At 35.4% G+C, this 22877-nt stretch carries 20 protein-coding genes and 1 tRNA gene; 18 read left to right on the top strand and 3 right to left on the bottom strand.

All coding sequences use genetic code 11. The features are described 5' to 3' along the window. The first annotated feature begins 110 nt into the window (after positions 1–110). Together Q0787_RS01575 and Q0787_RS01570 are read left to right on the top strand one after the other, a co-directional pair. On the top strand, positions 111–2276 hold the full coding sequence (locus Q0787_RS01575; RefSeq protein ID WP_298901510.1) for a carboxy terminal-processing peptidase: 2166 nt from the start codon (positions 111–113) through the stop codon (positions 2274–2276). A gap of 1 nt (position 2277) precedes the next feature. Beyond that, positions 2278–3372, top strand: a complete 1095-nt coding sequence (locus Q0787_RS01570; protein ID WP_298900445.1) for an ABC transporter permease — start codon at positions 2278–2280, stop codon at positions 3370–3372. Between the two features lie 2 nt (positions 3373–3374). Here Q0787_RS01570 and yihA read toward each other — a convergent pair whose 3' ends face one another. Together yihA and Q0787_RS01560 are read right to left on the bottom strand one after the other, a co-directional pair. Further along, complete coding sequence (yihA, locus tag Q0787_RS01565; RefSeq protein WP_298900444.1) at positions 3375–3983, bottom strand: ribosome biogenesis GTP-binding protein YihA/YsxC; 609 nt, start codon at positions 3981–3983, stop codon at positions 3375–3377. A 30-nt stretch (positions 3984–4013) separates the two neighbouring features. Next, complete coding sequence (locus Q0787_RS01560) at positions 4014–4778, bottom strand: alpha/beta hydrolase (protein WP_298900443.1); 765 nt, start codon at positions 4776–4778, stop codon at positions 4014–4016. A gap of 298 nt (positions 4779–5076) precedes the next feature. On the opposite strand from Q0787_RS01560, the gene mraZ reads away from it, so the two are divergent. The 16 genes from mraZ (at position 5077) to Q0787_RS01480 (ending at position 22276) form a co-directional block, all read left to right on the top strand. Continuing rightward, entirely contained in the window at positions 5077–5544 is a 468-nt protein-coding gene (mraZ, locus tag Q0787_RS01555) for a division/cell wall cluster transcriptional repressor MraZ (RefSeq protein WP_298900442.1), read from the top strand. Beyond that, on the top strand, positions 5531–6427 hold the full coding sequence (rsmH, locus tag Q0787_RS01550; protein ID WP_298900441.1) for a 16S rRNA (cytosine(1402)-N(4))-methyltransferase RsmH: 897 nt from the start codon (positions 5531–5533) through the stop codon (positions 6425–6427). The genes mraZ and rsmH overlap by 14 nt, the downstream gene beginning before the upstream one ends. Further along, on the top strand, positions 6424–6741 hold the full coding sequence (locus Q0787_RS01545) for an FtsL-like putative cell division protein (protein WP_298900440.1): 318 nt from the start codon (positions 6424–6426) through the stop codon (positions 6739–6741). The genes rsmH and Q0787_RS01545 overlap by 4 nt, the downstream gene beginning before the upstream one ends. A gap of 58 nt (positions 6742–6799) precedes the next feature. Further along, on the top strand, positions 6800–8746 hold the full coding sequence (locus Q0787_RS01540; RefSeq protein ID WP_298901509.1) for a penicillin-binding protein: 1947 nt from the start codon (positions 6800–6802) through the stop codon (positions 8744–8746). Next, the gene (locus Q0787_RS01535) at positions 8746–10209 is read left to right on the top strand and encodes a UDP-N-acetylmuramoyl-L-alanyl-D-glutamate--2,6-diaminopimelate ligase (protein ID WP_298900439.1); all 1464 of its coding nucleotides are present in this window, start codon (positions 8746–8748) and stop codon (positions 10207–10209) included. The genes Q0787_RS01540 and Q0787_RS01535 overlap by 1 nt, the downstream gene beginning before the upstream one ends. A gap of 1 nt (position 10210) precedes the next feature. After that, positions 10211–11452, top strand: coding sequence for a phospho-N-acetylmuramoyl-pentapeptide-transferase (gene mraY, locus Q0787_RS01530; RefSeq protein ID WP_298900438.1), 1242 nt, complete (start codon positions 10211–10213; stop codon positions 11450–11452). Beyond that, positions 11453–12784 carry a UDP-N-acetylmuramoyl-L-alanine--D-glutamate ligase gene (murD, locus tag Q0787_RS01525; protein ID WP_298900437.1) on the top strand — a complete coding sequence of 444 codons (1332 nt, stop codon included), beginning with the start codon at positions 11453–11455 and terminating at the stop codon, positions 12782–12784. It begins immediately after the preceding gene. A gap of 11 nt (positions 12785–12795) precedes the next feature. Further along, complete coding sequence (locus Q0787_RS01520; RefSeq protein WP_298900436.1) at positions 12796–13992, top strand: FtsW/RodA/SpoVE family cell cycle protein; 1197 nt, start codon at positions 12796–12798, stop codon at positions 13990–13992. Next, positions 13992–15089, top strand: a complete 1098-nt coding sequence (gene murG / locus Q0787_RS01515) for an undecaprenyldiphospho-muramoylpentapeptide beta-N-acetylglucosaminyltransferase (protein WP_298900435.1) — start codon at positions 13992–13994, stop codon at positions 15087–15089. Before Q0787_RS01520 ends, murG begins: the two co-directional genes overlap by 1 nt. Continuing rightward, the gene (gene murC / locus Q0787_RS01510; RefSeq protein WP_298900433.1) at positions 15086–16438 is read left to right on the top strand and encodes a UDP-N-acetylmuramate--L-alanine ligase; all 1353 of its coding nucleotides are present in this window, start codon (positions 15086–15088) and stop codon (positions 16436–16438) included. The genes murG and murC overlap by 4 nt, the downstream gene beginning before the upstream one ends. Continuing rightward, positions 16428–17147 carry a cell division protein FtsQ/DivIB gene (locus tag Q0787_RS01505; protein WP_298900432.1) on the top strand — a complete coding sequence of 240 codons (720 nt, stop codon included), beginning with the start codon at positions 16428–16430 and terminating at the stop codon, positions 17145–17147. Before murC ends, Q0787_RS01505 begins: the two co-directional genes overlap by 11 nt. Before the next feature lie 3 nt (positions 17148–17150). Continuing rightward, complete coding sequence (gene ftsA, locus Q0787_RS01500; RefSeq protein WP_298900431.1) at positions 17151–18485, top strand: cell division protein FtsA; 1335 nt, start codon at positions 17151–17153, stop codon at positions 18483–18485. 98 nt (positions 18486–18583) lie between these two features. Continuing rightward, positions 18584–20530, top strand: a complete 1947-nt coding sequence (gene ftsZ, locus Q0787_RS01495; RefSeq protein WP_298900430.1) for a cell division protein FtsZ — start codon at positions 18584–18586, stop codon at positions 20528–20530. 151 nt (positions 20531–20681) lie between these two features. Continuing rightward, positions 20682–21131 (top strand): GatB/YqeY domain-containing protein, encoded by a 450-nt coding sequence (locus tag Q0787_RS01490; RefSeq protein WP_298900429.1) that lies wholly within the window; start codon positions 20682–20684, stop codon positions 21129–21131. A gap of 15 nt (positions 21132–21146) precedes the next feature. Next, positions 21147–21220: transfer RNA gene (locus Q0787_RS01485), tRNA-Arg, on the top strand. Between the two features lie 195 nt (positions 21221–21415). Further along, a complete protein-coding gene (locus tag Q0787_RS01480; protein WP_298900428.1) occupies positions 21416–22276 on the top strand; it encodes a zinc-dependent peptidase in 861 nt (286 codons plus the stop codon). On the opposite strand, the gene Q0787_RS01475 is transcribed toward Q0787_RS01480, so the two are convergent. Beyond that, positions 22277–22858, bottom strand: a complete 582-nt coding sequence (locus tag Q0787_RS01475) for a hypothetical protein (protein ID WP_298900427.1) — start codon at positions 22856–22858, stop codon at positions 22277–22279. It abuts the gene before it with no gap. Between the last annotated feature and the right edge of the window lie 19 nt (positions 22859–22877).

Below are 22877 nucleotides of genomic sequence, written 5' to 3'. Positions count from 1 at the left end.
TGATTTTTTCAATTACTTTAGTAGAAATTATAGATTTAGCATTAACTTACATAACTTAAGAACTAATTTCTAGTTAAATGCGTTTTATATCAAAAAATATGAAGAATATGATGAAAAGGAATTATAAACTGTTGCTACTTGTTTTAATGTTAGCATTTGCCTCGTGCAGTTTTACTAATAAATATGATGACCCCAATAAAGATAAGCTATTAATACAGCTTATTACCTATGTTTTAGAAAATGGACATTTCGACCCACAAGATTTAAATGATAGTTTCTCAGAAGAGGTTTTTAACGATTATTTGGAACAATTAGATCCATTTAAGCGTTATTTCTATGCGTCGGATATCGAAGAGTTTGAAGCCTATAAAGATCAGTTAGATGATCAAATTAAAGCCTATGATATTTCTTTTTTTAACTTAACTCATGAGCGTTTACTAAAGAGAATAGAAGAATCTAAGGATATGTATAAGGATGTGCTATCTGAACCATTCGATTTTTCTAAGGCTGAAGAATTCTCTACAGATTATGCTAAATTGTCTTATGCAGCTTCCAAAAAGGAAATGAAAGAACGTTGGAGAAGACAACTTAAGTTTTCTACCATTGCAAATTATGATGATTTACTAACAGATCAAGAAAATGCTAGAAAACAGAATTTACCTAATGAAGAAAATTCAGAAGCAAAAGCAGAAAAATCTATTGTAGATAAATCAAAAAGTGAATTAGAATTCGATGCTAGAGAAGCAACATTGCGTTCGTTGGATGAACTCTATGATTTTATTGAGGACAGACAACGTAAAGATTGGTTTGCTGTCTATATTAACGCTATAGTTGAAGAGTTTGATCCTCATACATTCTACTTCGCACCAGAAGATAAAGACCGTTTTGATGTTGCTATGTCTGGTAATTTTGAAGGTATTGGTGCTAGGTTGCAGAAAAAGATGGATGCTATTCTGGTAAATGAAATTATTAGTGGAGGACCTGCATGGAGACAAAATGAATTAGAGGTTGGAGACCAAATATTAAAAGTACGTCAGGAAGATGAAGATGAGGGGATTAATATTGTTGGTATGCGTTTAGATGATGCTATCAAATTTATTAAAGGCCCAAAAGGAACAGAAGTGACCTTAACCTTAAAAAAGGTTGATGGTACAGTTGAGGATATTACAATTAAAAGAGATATTGTAGAGCTTGAAGAAACGTATGCCAAATCGTCTACCGTAATTAAGGATGACAAGAAGTTTGGTGTTATTAATCTGCCAAAATTCTATGTCGATTTTGAAGATTATAATAAACGCAATGCGGCTTCAGATATCAAATTAGAAATTGAAAGATTAAAAGCAGAAGGCGTTGAAGGTCTTGTGTTGGATTTAAGAAACAATGGAGGAGGATCGCTTCAAACAGTCGTTGATATGGGCGGATTGTTTATTGACGAAGGCCCAATTGTTCAGGTGAAAACTGCAGGAGAACCGAAAGAAGTCTTGAAAGATCGTGATAAATCTATCGTTTGGGATGGTCCTTTAGTAATCCTAGTAAATGAATTATCGGCTTCGGCTTCGGAAATTTTGGCCGCTGCAATGCAAGATTATAAAAGAGCAATTGTTATAGGTAGCAAGCAAACGTACGGAAAAGGAACAGTGCAAAATGTATTAGACCTTAATCGAATAGTAAGACAAAATAGTAATGGGGATATGGGAGCGTTAAAGTTTACCACTCAGAAATTCTATAGAATTAATGGAGGTTCTACTCAGTTAGAAGGTGTAAAGAGTGACGTTGTAGTTCCAGATCGTTATAGTTATATCGATATAGGAGAAAAGGATCAAGAAAACCCTTTAGAATGGGATAGAATTGATGCTGTTGACTATAATCTTTGGGGAAGCTATTATGATTACGATACCACCATTGCTAAGAGTAAAGAACGTATGGCTAATAATGAACAGTTAAAACTTATCGATGCTAATGCGCAATGGGTTAAGAAAATAAGAGATAGAGAGATGTACTCTCTTAATTATGACGACTACAAAAGGGCTTTAGATATGAACGAACAAGAGTCTAAGCGTTTTGAGAAACTTTCAGATTATAAGACAAACTTGACGTTTCAATCATTGCCTTATGAAGTTAAATTAATGAATAAAGATTCTATCTTAAAAGAAAAAAGAGAACGCTGGCATACGAGCCTAAGTAAAGATGTTTACATCGAAGAAGCATTAAATGTTTTGAACGATCTTAAGATGACTTACGAAATTAAAAAGGTAGCGACATCTGTAAAAAATTAAAATGAGTAAAACAAGCGACTCATTAACACAATTAGCGCTCCGAAAGTTCAAAAAGAACTTTTGGGGCGTTTTGAGTTTTTGGCTAATCGTAAGTATAGGTCTCATGGCGTTGTTTGCTTACGCCATTGCTCCAGATGATTCTCAAAACGCAAACCAAATGCATTTGTCTATTCATTCTCAACGACCAGGATTTAGCGTGAAAATGTTATATCTACCTTCAGATATCAAGACAAATCAATCTGTGTTCTCTAAATTGTTATTCGGAAAAACTAATAACCCAATTGAGGTTCCTATTTCAGAATATACAGCAGATAATAATCAATTGTCGTACACTGAATATGCCTCAGATGGTTTAATTGGGGTTCGTAAAACTATTGATTTGAGTGCTTTTCCCAACAATGATTACACGCCTTATGTTAAACAGAAAACTTTCCTTTTTGGAACCGATAAATATGGTCGTGATTTGTTGAGTAGAATTCTTATAGGTTCAAGAATATCGTTTTCAATAGGTTTTATAGCTGTGCTCATTTCATTAGTTATAGGCATTATTATGGGAAGCATGGCTGGATATTATGGAGGTAAAGTTGATGCGTTCATTATGTGGATTATCAACGTCACTTGGTCTATACCAACTTTGTTACTTGTAATCGCAATTACGCTTGCCTTAGGAAAAGGGTTTTGGCAAGTATTCATAGCCGTAGGTCTAACAATGTGGGTCGAGGTTGCAAGAGTAGTTAGAGGGCAAATTATAAGTGCCAAAGAAATGCAATATGTTACTGCTGCAAGGGCATTAGGGTTTAACGACTACAGGATTATTGCCAAGCACATATTGCCAAATATAATGGCACCTATTATTGTAATTTCTGCCGCTAACTTTGCGGCTGCAATTCTTATTGAAAGTGGTTTAAGTTTTTTAGGTATAGGAGCGCAACCGCCAATGGCAAGTTGGGGAGCTATGATAAAAGATCATTACAATTACATTATTTTAGGTAAACCTTATTTAGCGATGATTCCTGGACTTTGTATTATGATTTTAGTGATGTCATTTATGCTTATAGGCAATGCGTTGAGAGACGCATTAGATGTGAAGTCCTAAACTTAGCGCATAGCTTCAATTTCAACATTAGTGTCGTTAATAAATTGTAAAACACTATCTCGACCAATTGTTTTCGAAGATGATGTAATGAAATATGCAGGTACCTCTTCCCATGTTTTTAAAAGCTCTTCACAATAGGCCTCAACATTACGTTCAATGGCTTTAGGTTTTAATTTGTCGGCCTTGGTAAAAATAATAGAAAACGGAATTTGACTAACTCCTAAATACTCCATGAATTCCAAATCTATGTTTTGAGGCTCATGTCTAATATCAACCAAAACAAAAGCAGAAACCAGTTGTTTGCGTTTTTCAAAATAGTTCGTGATGAACTTTTGAAACTTCTTTTTAGCCGTTTTTGAGACGCGCGCATATCCATAACCAGGTAAGTCTACTAAAAACCAAGATTTATTAATCATAAAGTGATTGATAAGCTGAGTTTTCCCAGGTCTTCCTGAGGTTTTAGCTAAGTTCTTGTGATTGGTGAGCATATTAATTAATGAGGACTTCCCAACGTTGCTGCGACCAATAAAAGCGTACTCTGGTATCTGATGTTTAGGACATTTGTCAACGTCAGAATTGCTCATTATGAATTCGGCAGTTTTTATAACCATACTAGTGCTTTGAGTTCTTGCTAATAAGAACTATAAATTTTTATCTGTCAACCAAGTATTAAGAATCTGATTGAACTCATCAGGGTGCTCCATCATAGCCGCATGCCCACATTTGTCAATCCAGTACAAATCAGAATTTGGCAGAAGTTCGTTAAATTCTGTGGCAACTTCAGGAGGTGTTACAGTATCATTCTTTCCCCAAATTATACAAACAGGTAAGACCATTTTAGGTAAGTCTTTTGCCATATTATGCCTTATAGCGCTTTTTGCTATAGCTAAGGTTTTTATAAGTTTATTTCTGTCGTTAACCGTTTCGTAAACTTCATCAACAATGTCTTTAGTAGCTACTGCAGGATCATAAAAAACCTCCTGTGCTTTTTTCTTGATAACTTCATAGTCCCCGCGTTTGGTGTATCCTCCTCCCATTGCGCTTTCATATAGACCAGAACTGCCAGTTATAATAAGTGCTTTTACTTTTTCTGGATAAAGTTTTGTGTGATAAAGACCAATATGACCTCCTAACGAATTTCCAAGTAAAATAACCTCGTCAAAACCCTTGAAATCAATAAAATCTCTTAGGTATTTGGCAAAACTCTTCACGTTTGTCTTAAGTAACGACATCGTGTAAATTGGAAGCTCTGGTATGAGTACCTTATAGCCTTTTGTGCTAAAAAAATCCGTGACTGCATCAAAGTTACTCAATCCACCCATTAACCCATGAAGCACAACAATAGGTGTGCCTTCTCCAACTTCAATATACTTATAGTCTTTCTCTTCCTTTAAACGATGCGTCATGTACTAGTTAGTGGTTTTGGTCAAAAACAAATATAGGTATTTCCATTAAAACATTGGCATATAATTTAAGTAGAGAAAGAATAGTTTAAACGAAGATGTTAACAATATAAATGGGAGGTCGTGTCGAAATTTTATTAAGCTGATTGTAAATATTTTAGCATGTTTTCTTCGGAAATGATAAGAGGTAATTTAAGGCAGAAAGATAAATTTATCAACAAAAGTGGGGTGAAGTGGTAAAATGTGGTAAATTTTTCAATATATTTGAATCTTAATCGTTACTCTAAGTAAATCAATCATTTTGAACCCTTTAATCGGAACATACGAGTGTAAAGTTGATGCCAAAGGAAGGCTAATGCTACCTGCTGCTATAAAAAAGCAGCTACTCCCTGTTTTGCAAAATGGGTTTGTGCTAAAGCGTGCTGTGTTTCAGCCGTGCTTGGAGTTGTATCCAATGAGCGAATGGGAAGCGCTCATGCAAAAAGTGAATAAACTCAATCGTTTCAAAAAGAAAAACAATGATTTTATTAGACGCTTTACTGCTGGTTTAAAACAGGTGGAGGTTGATGCAGCTGGTCGATTGTTAATCCCTAAAGATTTAGTTGCTTTTTCAGGAATAACAAAGGAAATAGTAGTCTCGTCTGCAATAAATATTATTGAAATATGGGATAAAGATAAATATGAAAAGGCTATTGATGATGCAACAGGTGACTTTGCAGATCTGGCAGAAGAAGTGATGGGACAAGACGATGAAGATGGAATATCATAACCCAGTATTATTAGATGAAACAGTTAATGGTTTAAATATTAAACCTGATGGAATTTATGTTGATGTCACTTTTGGAGGTGGAGGACATAGTAAAGAAATTTTAAGGCAATTAGGACCCAACGGAAAGTTGTTTGCTTTTGATCAAGATAAAGACGCTCTTTTAAATACAATTGATGATGATCGATTTACACTAATCAATGAAAACTTTAGATATGTAAAACGTTTTCTCAGATTTTACGGTGTTAAACAAGTAGATGGTGTTTTGGCTGATTTTGGTGTTTCGTCTCACCAGTTTGATGTAGCAGAGCGCGGTTTTTCAACCCGGTTTGAAGCTAACTTGGATATGCGAATGAATCAGGATGATAGCTTGTCTGCATATCATGTAGTTAATGAATATGAAGAAGAGCAGTTAAGGCAAGTTTTATTTCAGTATGGAGAATTAAGGCAAGCACCAGCGATGGCGAGAGTTATTATTGAATCACGACGTGATGGAGAAATTAAAACTAGTGAACAGCTCAAAGCAACACTTAAACGGTTTCTTAATCATAAAAAAGAAAATAAAGTATTGGCTCAAATTTATCAAGCTATTCGTATAGAGGTTAATCAAGAAATAGAAGTCTTAAAAGAGTTCTTACAACAAACGCCTGAGGTTTTAGTAAAAGGAGGTCGGTTGAGCTTGATTTCATATCACTCGTTAGAGGATAGGTTGGTGAAGCGTTTTATAAGAAATGGCTTATTTGAAGGAGAACCAGATCGTGATGTCTTTGGGAACTTTGAAGTGCCACTTAAAAAAGTAGGAGGATTAATTGTTCCAACAACAGAGGAGATTGCCAGAAACAATAGAGCAAGAAGTGCAAAACTTCGAATCGCCGAAAAACTATGAGAAAGAGCATCTATAGCATATTGAGGGGTAAGTTTTTAGTAAGCGATGACTCGTTTAAAAATTGGCGAATCATCATTTTTATTTCAGTCTTAGCTATCATTATGATTGCAAGTTCGCATAGTGCAGATCAAAAAGTATATGAGATAGCAAGACTCAAAAATGAAGTTAAAGAGTTGAGATCGGCATTTGTCGATGGAAGGTCAAAATTGATGAGGTTGAAAATGGAATCATCAATTATTAGAAAAGTAGAAGAAAAAGGAATCAAGATTTCAGAGATTCCACCACAAAAAATAAAAGTTAAAACACAGAATTGAAAAGGTGGCAACAACCGAAACAAACATATTAAACAGATTGTATTTCGTGGCTGGCAGTATGTTTGTCTTTGCTCTCGCTGTGGTTTTTAAACTCTGTAGTATTCAATTTATTCAAGGCGATGAATATAGAAGTTTAGCAAAAGAACGTACGATAAGAAATATTGAAATTCCCGCAAATAGAGGTAACGTATATTCTGCCGATGGAAGTTTGTTGGCAACCTCAATTCCAAAATATGATATTCGTATTGATGCTATTCAGCCAAAGCAAGAAGTGTTTAATGAGTATATAAAAGCCTTAGCAGATTCACTTCAAGCGTATTCTGGTGTGTCCTCAAACACTTATCAGCAAAACATAAAAAAAGCAAGACGAAACAAGAATCGTTACTTTCTTTTAGCGCGTAATATTAGTTATTCAGATTATATCAGATTACGAAATTTCCCGATGCTCGAGTTAGGGGCGATTAAAGGCGGGCTCATTGTTGAGCAAACAACTAGACGAGAGCACCCAATGGGAGGTATTGCAGAACGATCTATTGGCTACGAACGTTTTGATGAAGATGGAAATGTAACAAGGGCTGGAATTGATGGAGCCTTTGGAGCTAAGTATCTAAGAGGTGAAAATGGTAAGCGATTAAAACAGAAAATAGGTAATGGACAATGGAAACCTATTGTGGATTACAATCAACAAGAGCCCAAGGATGGTTACGATGTGTACACAACAATTGATGTTAATATTCAAGACATTGCCCACCACTCGCTGTTAGGGCAACTAGAAAAATATGATGCAGATCATGGTTGTGCAGTAGTAATGGATGTGAAAACAGGAGAAATTAAGGCTATAACAAATTTGGCCAAAACCGATAATGGGAATTATTACGAAAAACGTAATTATGCTGTTTGGGAATCGCATGAACCAGGTTCGACATTTAAAGTAATGGCTTTAATGGCGGCTTTAGAAGATAAGGTTATTGACACATCTACGATAGTTGATACGCAAAATGGTTCTAAGCGCTTCTACGGAAGAACCATTAGAGATTCTCGTGGCTATGGGAAAATTTCTGCTGCTAGGGCACTTGAATTGTCATCAAACATTGGTTTAGCTTCTATCATCGATGAACATTATTCCAAACAACCAAAGAAGTTTATAAATAGAATTAAAAGTTGGAATCTTCATGATACACTTGGTGTTTCAATAATGGGAGAAGGTAGGCCAATAATACCAGAGCCAGGTGATAAAATATGGAGTAAAAATGCCTTGCCATCTATGGCCTATGGATATAATATGGCAATGACACCTTTACAAACCTTAACATTTTACAATGCCATAGCTAACGATGGGGAAATGATTAAGCCACGCTTTTTAAAAGCTGTAAAAGAGTTTAGTCAAGAAATAGAAGTCTTTGAAAAAGAAGTCATTAATCAGAAAATATGTTCAGACAAAACTTTAAATGAAATTCGTGAGATTTTAAAAAATGTTGTTATTCGAGGAACAGGTCGACGCATGTATTCTGAGAATTTTTCTATGGCTGGTAAAACAGGAACGGCTAGAACAGATTATAATGATTATGAAGAATGGTTAAAAGATAGAAAATATGTGTCCTCTTTTGCGGGTTATTTTCCAGCAGATAATCCAAAATATTCTTGCATTGTGGTTATTCATCAGCCCAGTACTAAAGTTGGCTTTTATGGAGCCGATGTTTCTGGCCCAGTATTTAAAAGAATCGCTCAAAAAATTTATACCGAAACACCGCTTATTGATGAAGTGGAATCACTAGAAGTTGTTGATGCTAAAGTAGAAACTGAGTATCAAGCATTTTTTAAAACAGCACAAACATATATCACCATTATGCCTGACGTTATTGGTCTCCCAACAATGGATGCCTTAGCGCTATTAGAAAACATGGGGCTTAAAGTAAAGTTGGAAGGTGTAGGTACTGTTAAATCACAATCAATAAATAAAGGGGTTAAAGTGAAGTCAAACCAAATAGTTGTTTTAAAAACGTAATGACACTATTAAAGGACATATTGTATAAGGTTACTCTCAATGCTGTTACAGGCAATACCAGTTTAGAAGCAAATGCTATTTGCTTTGACTCTCGTCATGTGTCTAATGGGGACGTATTTGTTGCAATTAAAGGGACTTTAGTGGATGGACATGAATTTATTGATGTAGCCATCGATAAAGGAGCTATTGCAATTATTTGCGAAAAATTACCAGAACAGCTCAAAGATAATGTCACCTATGTGGAGGTTGAAAGTACAAGTCAGGCTTTGGCGTTTATGGCAGCAAATTTCTATGGAAATCCCTCTGAAAATTTACGACTAGTTGGTGTTACCGGAACTAATGGAAAGACAACAATTGTCACTTTATTATATCAGTTATTTAAAAAAGCAGGCTACAAAGTAGGTCTATTGTCTACGGTAAAAATTATGGTAGATAATACCGAATATAAAGCCACTCATACAACGCCAGATTCGTTAGCTATTAATAAATATTTAAGGCTAATGAATGATGAAGGTGTTGAGTTTTGTTTTATGGAAGTGAGCTCTCATGGGATTCATCAACATAGAACTGAAGGTTTGCATTTTGAAGGAGGTATTTTTACTAACCTTTCTCATGATCACTTAGACTATCACGAGACATTCGCCGAATATCGTGATGTTAAAAAGTCTTTTTTTGACAACCTTCCAAAAAAGGCGTTTACCTTAGTGAATATTGACGATAAAAATGGTCTGGTAATGCTCCAAAATACCGCGGCCAAGAAGAATACGTATGCGCTTAAAACCTACGCCGACTATAAAGCTCAAGTATTAGAGAATGAATTTAGCGGACTTTTATTAAAGCTAAATGAAAGTGAATTGTGGACCAAACTTATTGGAAATTTCAATGCCTATAATGTAACCGCTATTTATGGAGCTGCCGAATTGCTTGGTTTAGAAAAGGTTGAGATTTTAAGACTTATTAGCGAACTCGAAAGTGTGAGTGGACGTTTTCAATATCTCATTTCCGATGAAAAAGTAACGGCAATAGTTGATTATGCACATACGCCTGATGCTCTTAAGAATGTACTAGAAACCATAAACAGTATTCGGACAAATAACGAAGAACTCATTACAGTTGTTGGCTGTGGAGGTGATAGGGATAAAACTAAACGTCCTAAAATGGGACACATTGCGTCGGCATTAAGTACCAAAGTCATTTTTACAAGCGATAACCCAAGGAGTGAAGTTCCCGAGACGATTATAGAAGATATTGAAAAAGGTGTTGAACCTCAAAATTTCAAAAAGACAATGTCTATAGTCGATAGAAAACAGGCAATTAAAACGGCATGTCAGCTGGCAAGCCCTAATGACATCATATTAATTGCAGGAAAGGGTCATGAGACCTATCAAGAAATTAAAGGAGAACGTACAGATTTTGATGATTATAAAATAGTTAAAGAATTTTTAAAGCAGTTACAAAAATAATATGTTGTATTACCTCTTCGAATATTTAGAACAACAGTTCCAGCTTCCTGGAGCTTCTCTCTTCGGTTTTATTACGTTTAGAGCTGCTGTCGCAATCATATTGTCACTCCTAATTTCCACAATTTTTGGTAAACGTATTATTCGGTTTTTACAAAAGAAACAGGTTGGTGAAATCATTAGGGATTTAGGGCTTGAGGGACAAGTAGAAAAGGCAGGAACTCCAACCATGGGAGGGATTATCATTATTCTCGCAACACTCATTCCAGTTCTACTTTTAGCGAAGCTAGATAATATTTATATCATTCTACTTATTGTAACCACGATTTGGATGGGAGCAATTGGGTTTATTGATGATTATATCAAAAAATTTAAAAATAATAAAGAAGGTTTAAAAGGACGTTTTAAAGTATTAGGGCAAGTTGGCTTAGGTGTTATAGTTGGCGCTACAATGTACTTTCATGAAGATGTCACCATAAAAGAAAAATTACCAATTGAGCAACAGAAAGTTCTTTTGGCAGAAGACCCAGACATTGCGCCAAGCGCATTGTTTGAAGCTGAGGAAAAATCCACGAAAACAACAATCCCTTTTGTAAAAGGTAATGAATTCGATTATGCAAATTTGATTACTTGGATTAATCCAGGTTTAGGAAAGTATGCTTGGATTATTTTCATATTGGCTGCCATTTTTATAATAACGGCTGTGTCAAATGGAGCAAACTTAACCGATGGAATTGATGGTCTGGCTGCAGGAAGTTCTGCTATTATAGTGTTGACACTTGGTCTTTTTACTTGGGTTTCTGGTAACATAGTTTTTTCAGAATATCTGGATATTATGTATATCCCAAGAGTAGAAGAGGTTACTATTTATATTGCTGCGTTTGTAGGAGCTCTTATTGGGTTTTTATGGTATAACACATATCCAGCTCAAGTATTTATGGGAGATACAGGGAGTTTAACAATAGGAGGTATCATTGCCGTAATTGCTATTGCTGTAAGAAAGGAATGGCTTATACCAGTGTTGTGCGGTATCTTCTTAGCCGAAAATTTATCTGTTATGCTACAGGTGAGTTATTTCAAATACACGAGAAAGAAGTTTGGTGAAGGCAGGCGCATTTTTAAAATGTCACCCTTACATCATCATTATCAAAAATCAGGATATCACGAAAGTAAAATAGTAACGCGATTTTGGATTGTTGGAATCCTCTTGGCGATAATAACAATAGTGACATTGAAAATTAGATAGATGAAGCGATTAGTGATTCTTGGAGGCGGAGAAAGTGGTGTAGGAACAGCGCTTTTAGGAAAGGCAAAAGGATTTGAGGTGTTTGTTTCTGATAAAGGAGAGATAAAAGAAAAGTATAAACAAGTTCTTATACATAATGAGATTGAATTTGAGGATGGGATCCATTCTGAAGACAAAATTCTGAATGCAGATGTTGTCATGAAAAGCCCTGGAATTCCAGATAGAATTGCTTTGGTAAAAAAGATTAGAACCAAAGGAATAACTGTGGTTTCTGAAATAGAATTTGCTTCTAAATACACCAATGCAACGGTGATTGGAATTACTGGAAGCAACGGAAAAACAACAACAGCTAGTTTAACGCATCATGTGTTAAAGCAAGAATTAAGTGTTGGTTTGGGCGGTAACATAGGCGATAGTTTTGCAAAACAAATTTTAGAACATGACTATCCAAATTATGTGCTTGAGATTAGCAGTTTTCAATTGGACGATATTACAGAGTTTAAACCAAAAATAGCCGTTTTAACCAATATCACACCAGATCATTTAGATAGATATGACTATCAGTTTGAACGCTATATCGCCTCAAAATTTAGAATCGCAGAAAACCAAACCAAAGAGGATTATCTCATATATGATGGTGACGATGAAGTGATTTTAAATTGGCTCAAAAACAACCCAGTTCAATCAACATTATTGCCTTTTTCATTGACAAAATCCATTGAAAATGGCGCATGCTTAGAAAATAATAATATAAAAATAACAATAGATAACAATCAAATAATTATGCCAACAGCGAACTTAGCATTAGAGGGAAAACACAATATTAAAAATGCAATGGCGGCGTCTACCGTGGCCCATTTGCTTAAAATTAGAAAACAGACCATTCGTGAAAGTTTAGAGAACTTTCAGGGTGTTGAGCATCGTCTTGAACATGTACTTAAAATCAATAAAGTACAGTACATCAACGATTCGAAAGCTACCAATGTTAATGCTACTTATTTTGCGTTGGAAAGTATGGATGCTCCAACAATTTGGATTGTTGGCGGGACCGATAAAGGCAATGAATATCAAGAGCTTTTTCAGTTTGTAAACGAAAAAGTAAAAGCTATTGTATGCTTAGGTGTAGATAATGAAAAACTCATGAAGAGTTTTGGAGGAATGGTAGACATAATTGTTGAAACTCAGTTTATGAGTGAAGCTGTGAAAATTGCTTATAAAATAGCTGAAGCAGGAGACAATGTGCTGTTATCACCTGCATGTGCAAGTTTTGACTTGTTTGAAAATTATGAAGATAGAGGCCGTCAATTTAAAGAAGCTGTAAGGAATTTGTAAAAAAATAATAAGTGCAAACACTATTTAAAAACATAAAAGGAGATCGATTAATTTGGGCCATTGCTGCATTGTTGGCAATTTTCTCATTTCTTCCTGTGTATAGTGCTGCAAGTAATTTAGCTTATGTTGGTGGAGGTGCAGGCAATACGTTTACATATTTCGTAAAACACTTTATGCATTTGTTTTTAGGTTTTGCTATTATGTATGGTGTTCATAAAATCCCTTATCGCTATTTTCGAGGATTGTCTATGGTAATGATACCAATAGTGATTGTTTTATTGGTGGTTACAATGCTTCAAGGTACTACAATTGATGGTGCAAATGCTAGTCGATGGATTCAAATTCCATTTATTGGAATGTCTTTTCAAACTTCTACGTTAGCAGCAGTTGTTTTAATGGTTTATGTGGCTCGTTATTTATCTAAAATTCAAAATAAAAAAATAGCATTTGTAGAAACACTGCTACCACTATGGGCTCCCGTGTTCATAGTACTCATATTGATTCTGCCTGCTAATTTTTCTACTACTGCCATTATATTTTTAATGGTTATGATGTTGGCTTTTATTGGAGGTTATCCAGTAAAATATTTGGCCGTAATCATAGGTACTGGTCTTGTTGCTCTTACACTTTTCGTGTTGGTGGCAAAGGCATTTCCAGATACTATGCCAAATCGTGTTGATACTTGGATGAGTAGGGTTGAAAACTTTGCAAATGGAGAAAATACTGAAGCCGACTATCAAAGCGAAAATGCAAAAATTGCAATAGCTTCTGGCGGTGTTAAGGGTAAAGGTCCAGGGAAAAGCACGCAAAAAAATGTATTGCCTCAGTCCTCGTCGGATTTTATTTTCGCCATTATTATTGAGGAATACGGGTTGATTGGTGGATTGTTTTTGCTCGTACTTTATTCTTGGCTCTTGTTTAGAATTGTCATTGTATCTCAAAAATCTGATACCATTTTCGGCAAGCTACTTGTCTTAGGTGTTGGCCTGCCAATTATATTTCAGGCATTAACAAATATGGCCGTTGCGGTCGAGTTGTTTCCAGTTACAGGCCAGACATTACCCTTAATTAGTAGTGGCGGAACGTCAATTTGGATGACCTGTCTAGCGATAGGAATCATTTTAAGTGTAAGTGCGAAACGAGAACAAATGAAAGAACAAGAAGTCAACAATGATAACCCATTAGAAATCTTAAGCGAAACAATTTAATGAGTCATTATAAAATCATATTATCTGGAGGCGGAACAGGAGGACATATCTATCCTGCAATTGCAATTGCAAATGAGTTGAAGTCTCGTTTTCCTGATGCTGAGTTTTTGTTTGTTGGCGCATCTGATCGTATGGAAATGGAAAAGGTGCCACAAGCAGGCTATGATATTGAAGGGCTTTGGATTTCTGGGATTCAACGGAAACTAACGTTGAGGAATTTAATGTTTCCTTTTAAACTGATATCGAGTTTACTGAAATCGCGAAAAATCATTAATACATTTCAACCGCATGTAGCGATTGGAACTGGAGGTTTTGCTAGTGGACCTTTATTGAAAACTGCTATTTCTAAAGGAGTTCCTAGTTTAATTCAAGAACAAAATTCTTATCCAGGAATCACCAATAAATTATTGTCTAGAAAGGTTGATAAGATATGCGTTGCTTATGATGGTTTGCAGCAGTTCTTTCCAGAAGAAAAGATAGTGTTAACTGGTAATCCTATTAGGAAAGATTTATTGAATTTAGAACGCAAACATATTCAAGGTAAAGATGCTTTTACTCTAATTCATAGTAAACACACCTTGCTAATATTAGGTGGGAGTTTAGGCGCTAGACGCGTGAACCAATTGATAGAAGATAAGTTAGACTATTTTAAAGAACAGAACATACAATTGATATGGCAATGCGGAAAATTGTATTATCAGGAATACAAGCATTATAATGATTTAGAGTATGTTCAGGTTCATGCTTTTCTTAATAATATGGATATGGCCTATGCAGCCGCAGATGTTATTATATCTAGAGCTGGAGCAAGTTCTGTGTCAGAACTTTGCGTTGTTGGAAAACCAGTGATTTTTATCCCTTCGCCTAATGTGGCAGAGGATCATCAAACAAAAAATGCTAAGGCTATTGCAGATAAAAATGCTGCAATTTTAATCAAGGAAAGTGAATTAGACACCACATTTGAAAATGAATTTGATGCGCTTATAGCGTCTTCAGAAAAAAGACAGGCATTGGGTGAACATATAAAAAGATTGGCATTAGTAAATGCTACAAAAGATATCGTAGATGAAGTTGTAAAACTTTTAAAAAATAAATGAATTTAGAGCGAACACATAGTATCTATTTTATAGGCATTGGAGGTATTGGAATGAGTGCCTTAGCGCGTTATTTTGTGGCTAAAGGTTTGACTGTAGGAGGTTATGACAAAACCCAAACGGAAATCACTAATGCGCTCGAAAATTTAGGGGTTTCTATTCATTTTGATGATAATATCAACCAAGTAGAAAGCGAGTTTTTGAATCCAGATACTACGCTAATTGTGTATACACCAGCAATTCCAGGATCTCATGGTGAATTAAATTATTTCAAGTCTAATGGGTTTGAGGTGTTGAAGCGTTCGGCTGTGTTAGGTGAGATTACTAAACAAACATTCTGCCTTGCCGTCGCTGGAACTCATGGTAAAACAACGACAACCAGTATTTTGGGGCATTTGCTCAACGCTTGCGACGTTGAGGTTACAGCATTTTTGGGAGGTATCAGTGAAAATTATAATTCTAACCTTATACTGAAAGGAACAGATGTGACTGTTGTAGAAGCTGATGAGTTTGATCGTTCTTTTTTGGCCTTATCGCCAGATTTTGCGTGTATTACATCTATGGATGCAGACCATTTGGATATTTATGGTAATGCTTCAGAACTAATAAAATCATTTGAAGATTTTTCAGAAAAAATAAAACCAAATGGAAAACTGTTTGTGAAAAACGGACTCCCAATTAAAGGGATTACTTATGGCATTGAAGACGATTCAGATTATTCGGTAAAAAACATAAAAATAATAAATGGTAGTTATGTGTTTGATGTGAAAACGCCAAACACGCTACTCGAAAATTTCAAATTTAGCCTACCTGGTAGACACAACCTGTCGAATGCATTAATAGCCTTGGCGATGTCTGTAGAATATGGACTCCCTCATCCGCAGCTCGCCAAAGCTTTAGCATCTTATAAAGGAGTAAAGCGTCGATTTACCTATCAGATTAAAACGGAAGACTTAGTGTATATAGATGATTATGCACATCATCCAGAAGAAATTAATGCTGTTCATCAGGCGGTTAGAGAAATGTATCCAAATAGAAAAGTACTTGCTGTTTTTCAACCGCATTTGTATAGTAGAACGCAAGATTTTGCCAATGAATTTGCGACGAGTTTGTCGCAATTCGATGAGATTATCTTACTGGATATCTATCCGGCTCGAGAGCTTCCAATTGAAGGAGTGACTTCTAAATGGTTGCTTGATAAAATAAGAAACAATAACAAAAAGTTGGTCGGAAAGTCTGAGTTAATCGATCAAATAAAAGCTTCAGATGCCTCTGTACTTTTAACAATTGGAGCTGGAGATATTGGAGAAGAAGTTAAACACATAAAAAATGTATTGAGTATTGCGAATTAACTATGGTTATATAAAAGTTGGGTTATTACTACTGTTAGTAGGGTTTTTATATGCGTTTTCTTCTGTAAGAAATTCGACAAGGAAAGTGATTGCGCCAGAAATTAAATTCATAGGAGATGATAACCTTTTTGTAACAGAGGAGACTGTTAGTAAATTGTTAATACAAAATCAGGAGAGCGTTACGAACAAGCCTAAAGATATTATAGATTTGAACGAATTAGAATCTGCCCTAAACTCTAATCCAATGATTAAGCAAGCGCAAGTGTTTATGAGCGTTGATGGTTTAATCACGGCTGAAATTGAACAAAAAAAACCTATTGCAAGAGTAAGCACAAATGCATCTTATTACATTGATGAGACGGGTTCCTTTATGCCGTTATCAACAAATTATACTGCACGCGTGCCTTTGGTGACTGGTTATATAGAGAAGAATGACTTGGAAAATGTGAAGATTGTAGCATTAAAAATTCAGAATGATGAATTCTTGCTCAAGCATGTTGTCCAAATACATCAAAATCAAGATAAAACTATTGATCTAATGTTTAGATCACAAGATTTTAGAATCCATTTAGGAACGCTGAAATTGTTAGATAAAAAAATAAATAACCTTAAGGCTTTTTATGTAAAAGCGATGAAAGACAATGCACTAGGCAATTATAAGCTGGTGAATTTAAAATTTGATAAGCAAGTAATTTGCACCAAAAAGTAAATGATGGAGAATAATAAAATTTCAGTAGGACTTGATATCGGAACCACTAAAATCGTGGCGATGATTGGTCGTAAGAACGAATATGGTAAAGCCGAAATTTTAGGGATTGGTAAATCCAAAAGTTTAGGAGTACATAGAGGTGTTGTTAATAATATTACGCAAACAATCCAATCTATACAACAAGCAGTTCAGGAAGCTGAGGCTGAGGCAGGATTTAAAATAGAAGATGTTACGGTTGGTATAGCAGGACAGCATATTAGAAGTTTGCAACATAGTGATTATATCACCAGAGCCAATTCTGAAGTCGTTATTGATGAAGAAGATATTGATCGTTTAATTAATCAGGTTCATAAGTTAGTGATGCTTCCTGGTGAAGAAATTATTCATGTATTACCTCAAGAATATAAAATCGACGGTCAGGCTGAGATTAAGGAGCCTATTGGTATGTATGGTGGTCGATTGGAAGCTAATTTTCATGTTGTTGTTGGTCAAGTTTCTTCAATTAGAAATATTGGAAGGTGTGTTAAAAGCTCTGGGTTAGAGCTTGAAGGAATTACCTTAGAACCTTTAGCTTCTGCAAATGCCGTATTGAGTCAAGAAGAAAAAGAAGCTGGAGTTGCGCTTATTGATATAGGAGGTGGAACGACAGATTTAGCAGTTTTTAAAGATGGCATTATTCGTCATACTGCTGTTATTCCTTTTGGAGGAAATGTGGTGACCGAAGATATTAAAGAAGGATGTTCAATTATTGAGAAACAAGCCGAATTACTGAAAATAAAATTTGGATCGGCCTGGCCAGGAGAGAATAAAGACAACGAAATTGTGTCAATTCCAGGACTTCGAGGTCGCGAGCCTAAAGAAATTACATTAAAAAACCTATCAAAGATAATTCATGCAAGAGTAGTAGAAATTGTTGAGCAGGTATATGTGGAAATTAAAAATTATGGCCACGAAGAGCAGAAGAAAAAATTGATAGCTGGAATTGTATTAACTGGAGGTGGTAGCCAATTAAAACATTTAAAGCAGCTTGTTGAATATATTACAGGAATGGATACTAGAATTGGGTATCCAAATGAACATTTGGCTGGTGATAGTGATGATGATATTGCGAGTCCGTTATTTGCTACAGCTGTAGGATTGGTAATGGATGGTTTGAAGCGTCAAGAGCGTAAGCGCGTTGAAAAGGAAGTAGAGCAAATGGAACATGTAGCAGAAGAGCATTCTGAAGACAATGTTTCACATGAAGAAGAAGTTGCGCAACAACCTAAAAAAGAACGCAAATCATTTTTAGATAAGTTAACAGAACGCGTTAAAGATTTTTTAGATAACGCAGAATAAATAGAATACACATCTTCAATAGAGTAGGTCTTTTGGAGATATTTGGGGGAAACAAAGTATAAGGGGAAGTAAAATATAAATAGAGTAAAAGTAATTTTATGAGCAACAACAAAGAGTTAGGCAACATTGCATTTGATTTACCAAAAAACCAATCGAACGTCATTAAAGTGATTGGAGTAGGTGGAGGAGGAAGCAACGCAATTAATCACATGTTTCTACAAGGGATTAAAGGTGTTGATTTCGTGATATGTAATACAGATGCCCAAGCACTGCAAAACAGTGGTGTCCCGAACAAAATTCAATTAGGAGTTAATTTAACCGAAGGTTTAGGAGCAGGAGCAAATCCAGATGTAGGAGAACAAGCTGCTGTTGAGAGTTTAGAAGATCTACGACGCATGTTAGATACCAATACGAAAATGGTATTCATAACTGCTGGAATGGGAGGTGGTACAGGAACAGGAGCCGCTCCAATTATTGCTAAACTTGCCAAAGAACTAGATATTCTTACAGTAGGTATTGTGACTATGCCTTTTCAATTTGAAGGAAAGACAAGAAATGAACAAGCTCAAAAAGGAGTAGAAACACTCCGAGCTCATGTAGACTCTTTAGTTGTTATTAATAATAATAAACTACGTGAGGTTTATGGGAACTTAGGGTTTAAGGCTGGTTTTTCAAAAGCAGATGAAGTCTTGTCTACGGCGTCTAGAGGAATTGCCGAAGTTATTACCCATCACTATACACAAAACATTGATTTACGTGATGCAAAAACAGTATTGAGCAATAGTGGTACAGCGATAATGGGATCTTCAACGGCATCTGGTAAAGCCAGAGCTCAAGAAGCTATTATGAAGGCATTAGATTCACCATTATTAAATGATAATAAAATTACAGGAGCTAAAAACGTATTGTTGCTTATCGTTTCTGGTTCGCAAGAAATTACCATCGATGAAATTGGTGAAATCAATGACCATATTCAAAATGAAGCAGGTCATGGTGCTAATATTATTATGGGTGTAGGTGAAGATGAATCATTACAGGAGTCTATCTCAGTAACGATTATTGCTACTGGTTTTGATATTGATCAACAGCATGAAATTTCTAATACTGAACAAAAGAAAGTTATTCATGCCCTTGAGGATGATAGAAATGACGACGTGCATGTTAAAGAAAGTGATCCAGCTATTATTACTCCAGATATCATTTTGGAAAAAGAAGAAGAAACTACTCCAGAAGTGGTTATTCATACTTTAATGGATGATGAAGACATAGAATCAACAACTGACAGTTTTGAAGCTGAATTAATAGCCACAACAGATATTATCAGAAACATTAATGTTGTTTACGATGAGGTATTAGACCATAAAACCGAAGTGGACGACTTTGTAATTACTCCAGTTCAGGAGATCGAGATCGAGCCAGTTGTTGAAGATGTGGAAGAGGAACAAATAACGCTAACTTTTGATTTACCATTATCTTTCGGAACGCCCGAGGATGAAGTAGTAGAAGTAGAAGAGGAAGACAAAACGATGTTCACGTTGGACGAAGACTTGAAGGACTTAGAGGTTAAAGAGCATGTAGAAATTGTACCAGTTACCGAGGCCAATGAAGAAGGAGAAAAGCGCTATGCTTTAGATGATTTTATGACCTATGAATCGGCTATGAATGACAATGAGGCAAAAGTGAAGGTTCAACCAGAGCCGGAAACCGAAGAGGAGATTGTGTTTGAAAAGAAAACGATAGAGCCTGAGGTTAGCGAGGAGCAAACTGGAGAAGAGATTGATCCTATAAATAGTCCTATTTCAGACTTATTAAAAGAAAGAGCCGATGAGAGACGCCGTAAGATGAAGGATTTTAATTACAAATTCAATACGGCTAAAATTGATGAAATTGAAAAAGAACCTGCATACAAAAGACAAGGTGTGAATTTAGAGGATGCTCAGCATTCATCAGAAACCAACGCTTCTAGAACATCTGTTTCTACTGACGAGAACGACGATATTCAATTAAGAAGTAACAATTCATTTTTACACGACAACGTAGATTAATAGCAAATTTAGTTTAGTGTTTCGCACTTTGTTAAACCCGAAAAGTTGAGATAAACTTTTCGGGTTTTTTATCTTGTCACGATATTGAATATTACTGCTATAAACGACTGAGTTTTTTTATATCTTCGCAGTTCAAATTAAATAAGGTATTATGAGTTTACAAAATGATATCATGACTGCAATGAAGGCAGCAATGAAAGGAAAAGACCAAGTGGCGTTAGAAGCATTAAGAGCGGTGAAATCTGCTATATTATTAGCTAAAACATCATCTGGAGGACAAGAAGAATTAACAGAGGAAGAGGAGCTTAAAATACTTCAAAAACTTGTAAAACAAAGAAAAGATAGCGCTGCGATTTATTTAGAACAAAATCGAAAAGATTTGGCATTACCAGAGATTGATCAGGCAGAAGTTATTAGTCAGTTTCTACCTGAAGCCTTAAGCGAAGAGGAGATTGAGAAAGTCGTAGTTATGACTATTGACAGCATTGGAGCGGAAGGTATGAAGGACATGGGAAAGGTTATGGGTATTGTTAATAAAGAACTTGCTGGTAGAGCAGATGGTAAGACCATTTCAACAATTGTCAAAGCTAAACTGTCTTAAATATTAATACATTTTGGCCTCGTAGTTCAACTGGATAGAATATCAGATTTCGGCTCTGAGGGTTGGAGGTTCGAATCCTCTCGAGGTCACGAATACATCAAAAACCCAAGTGTTAAATCAAGCTCGCTTGAATTTATAATCTTGGGTTTTTGATGTTCAAAGCGGAGCGCTGAGGAGGAGCGACGCTAGGCGCTAATCCTGATGTTCAAAGCCACTTAATGCCTCATATTAAAGCAGCATTTCCTTCTTATCACCAAGAATGTAATTTTCAGTATATTTAGGCAATGATATTAGCCCTAACTCAAGAAAGCTTGACCATTTCCCCAGGTGCACGTATTGCACTTCTTTCCATTTTTTTTGTGGGTATGGCAGCGGTTGTATTATCTCGCTTTTATAAGTTTTTCGAGCAGCAGTATGCCAGTAAATATAAGCGCCCATTTTTTGTTCATTTTTATTTAACAAAAAAGACTTTAGGTAAAGAAGAACTTGGTGTTTTAAAACGAGAATTTAGTTTTTATCGGAAATTGAACACCGTTGAAAAACGACAATTTGAACATCGCATTGCACGATTTATTGATACCAAACATTTCGTAGGAAGAGAGCATTTAGTGGTGACCACAGAAATGAAGACTTTGGTTGCTGCGACATCCGTTATGCTTACTTTTGGTTTTAGAGATTATCAAATCGATTTAGTACATAAAATTATAATTTACCCTGGTCCATTTTACTCAAACGCAAATGAGACTTATCATAAAGGAGAACTTAATCCTAGGTTAAATGCTTTGGTGATTTCGTGGGCAGATTTTTTAGATGGTTATGATGATGAGAACGATAATATTAACTTAGGCATTCATGAGTTTACACATGCTATTCATCTCAATAGTTTAAAAAACAATGATGTAAGTTCTATAATCTTTAAAACTGCTTTTTCAGAGCTTACAGATATGCTTTCTTCAGATGAGAAATTGCGACAACAACTTATAGCATCAAAATACTTTAGAGACTATGCTTTTACCAATCAGTTTGAATTTATTGCTGTGATTGTAGAGACATTTATAGAAACTCCAGAGGAATTTAAAAGGCAATTCCCTAGATTATATCTTAAAACAAAAGCTATGTTGAATTTTGACTTTGCTGGTTATTAGTTACAGTTTAAACACAGCCTGTAACATATACTGGAAGTGATTATTGTCAAATCGATTGTCTTTATGGTTAAAGGCAAATTTACCAACACATTGCAATCTAATACCAAAACTTCCATTAAACCAATAAGCTCCACCAAGTGCGAAGTTGGCCGAAGTATTAAGTTCATCTATAGAGAAAACACCTAATCCCGCTCCAGCATATAAATCAAGCCATAAAGCTTCAGGAAATATTTCATCCGAAAAAAAGTACTTAACATAAGTGTTAGTCGAGTAGTAATTAAATTCTTCAGGAAGCGAACCATTGTCAATGCGAGATGTAATCTTAAATCTATTCATGGTGAAATCTTGTTCTACCGATAAATATCTAGACCACCTATGTTGAATAGCGAATGCAAAGGGACGATTAAATTCAAACTCACTTAATTTTTTAAGAGGATTCCTCGTTCCTAAACTTCCAACAGCATTTACTCCAACACTAATTGTCCATGATTCAATATTTCTTATATCTCTCTTACTTACCTGAGATTGACTATCATAACTAAATAGAGCAACTAATATTAGGAATAGGGTTATCTTTTTCATGATTCAATTATATTGGGTT

Origin of the sequence: uncultured Psychroserpens sp. (assembly GCF_947492715.1) — a bacterium.
GTDB lineage: Bacteria > Bacteroidota > Bacteroidia > Flavobacteriales > Flavobacteriaceae > Psychroserpens.
Note: the sequence above shows the minus strand (reverse complement) of the source record. Positions and strands in the feature narration are given on the sequence as shown.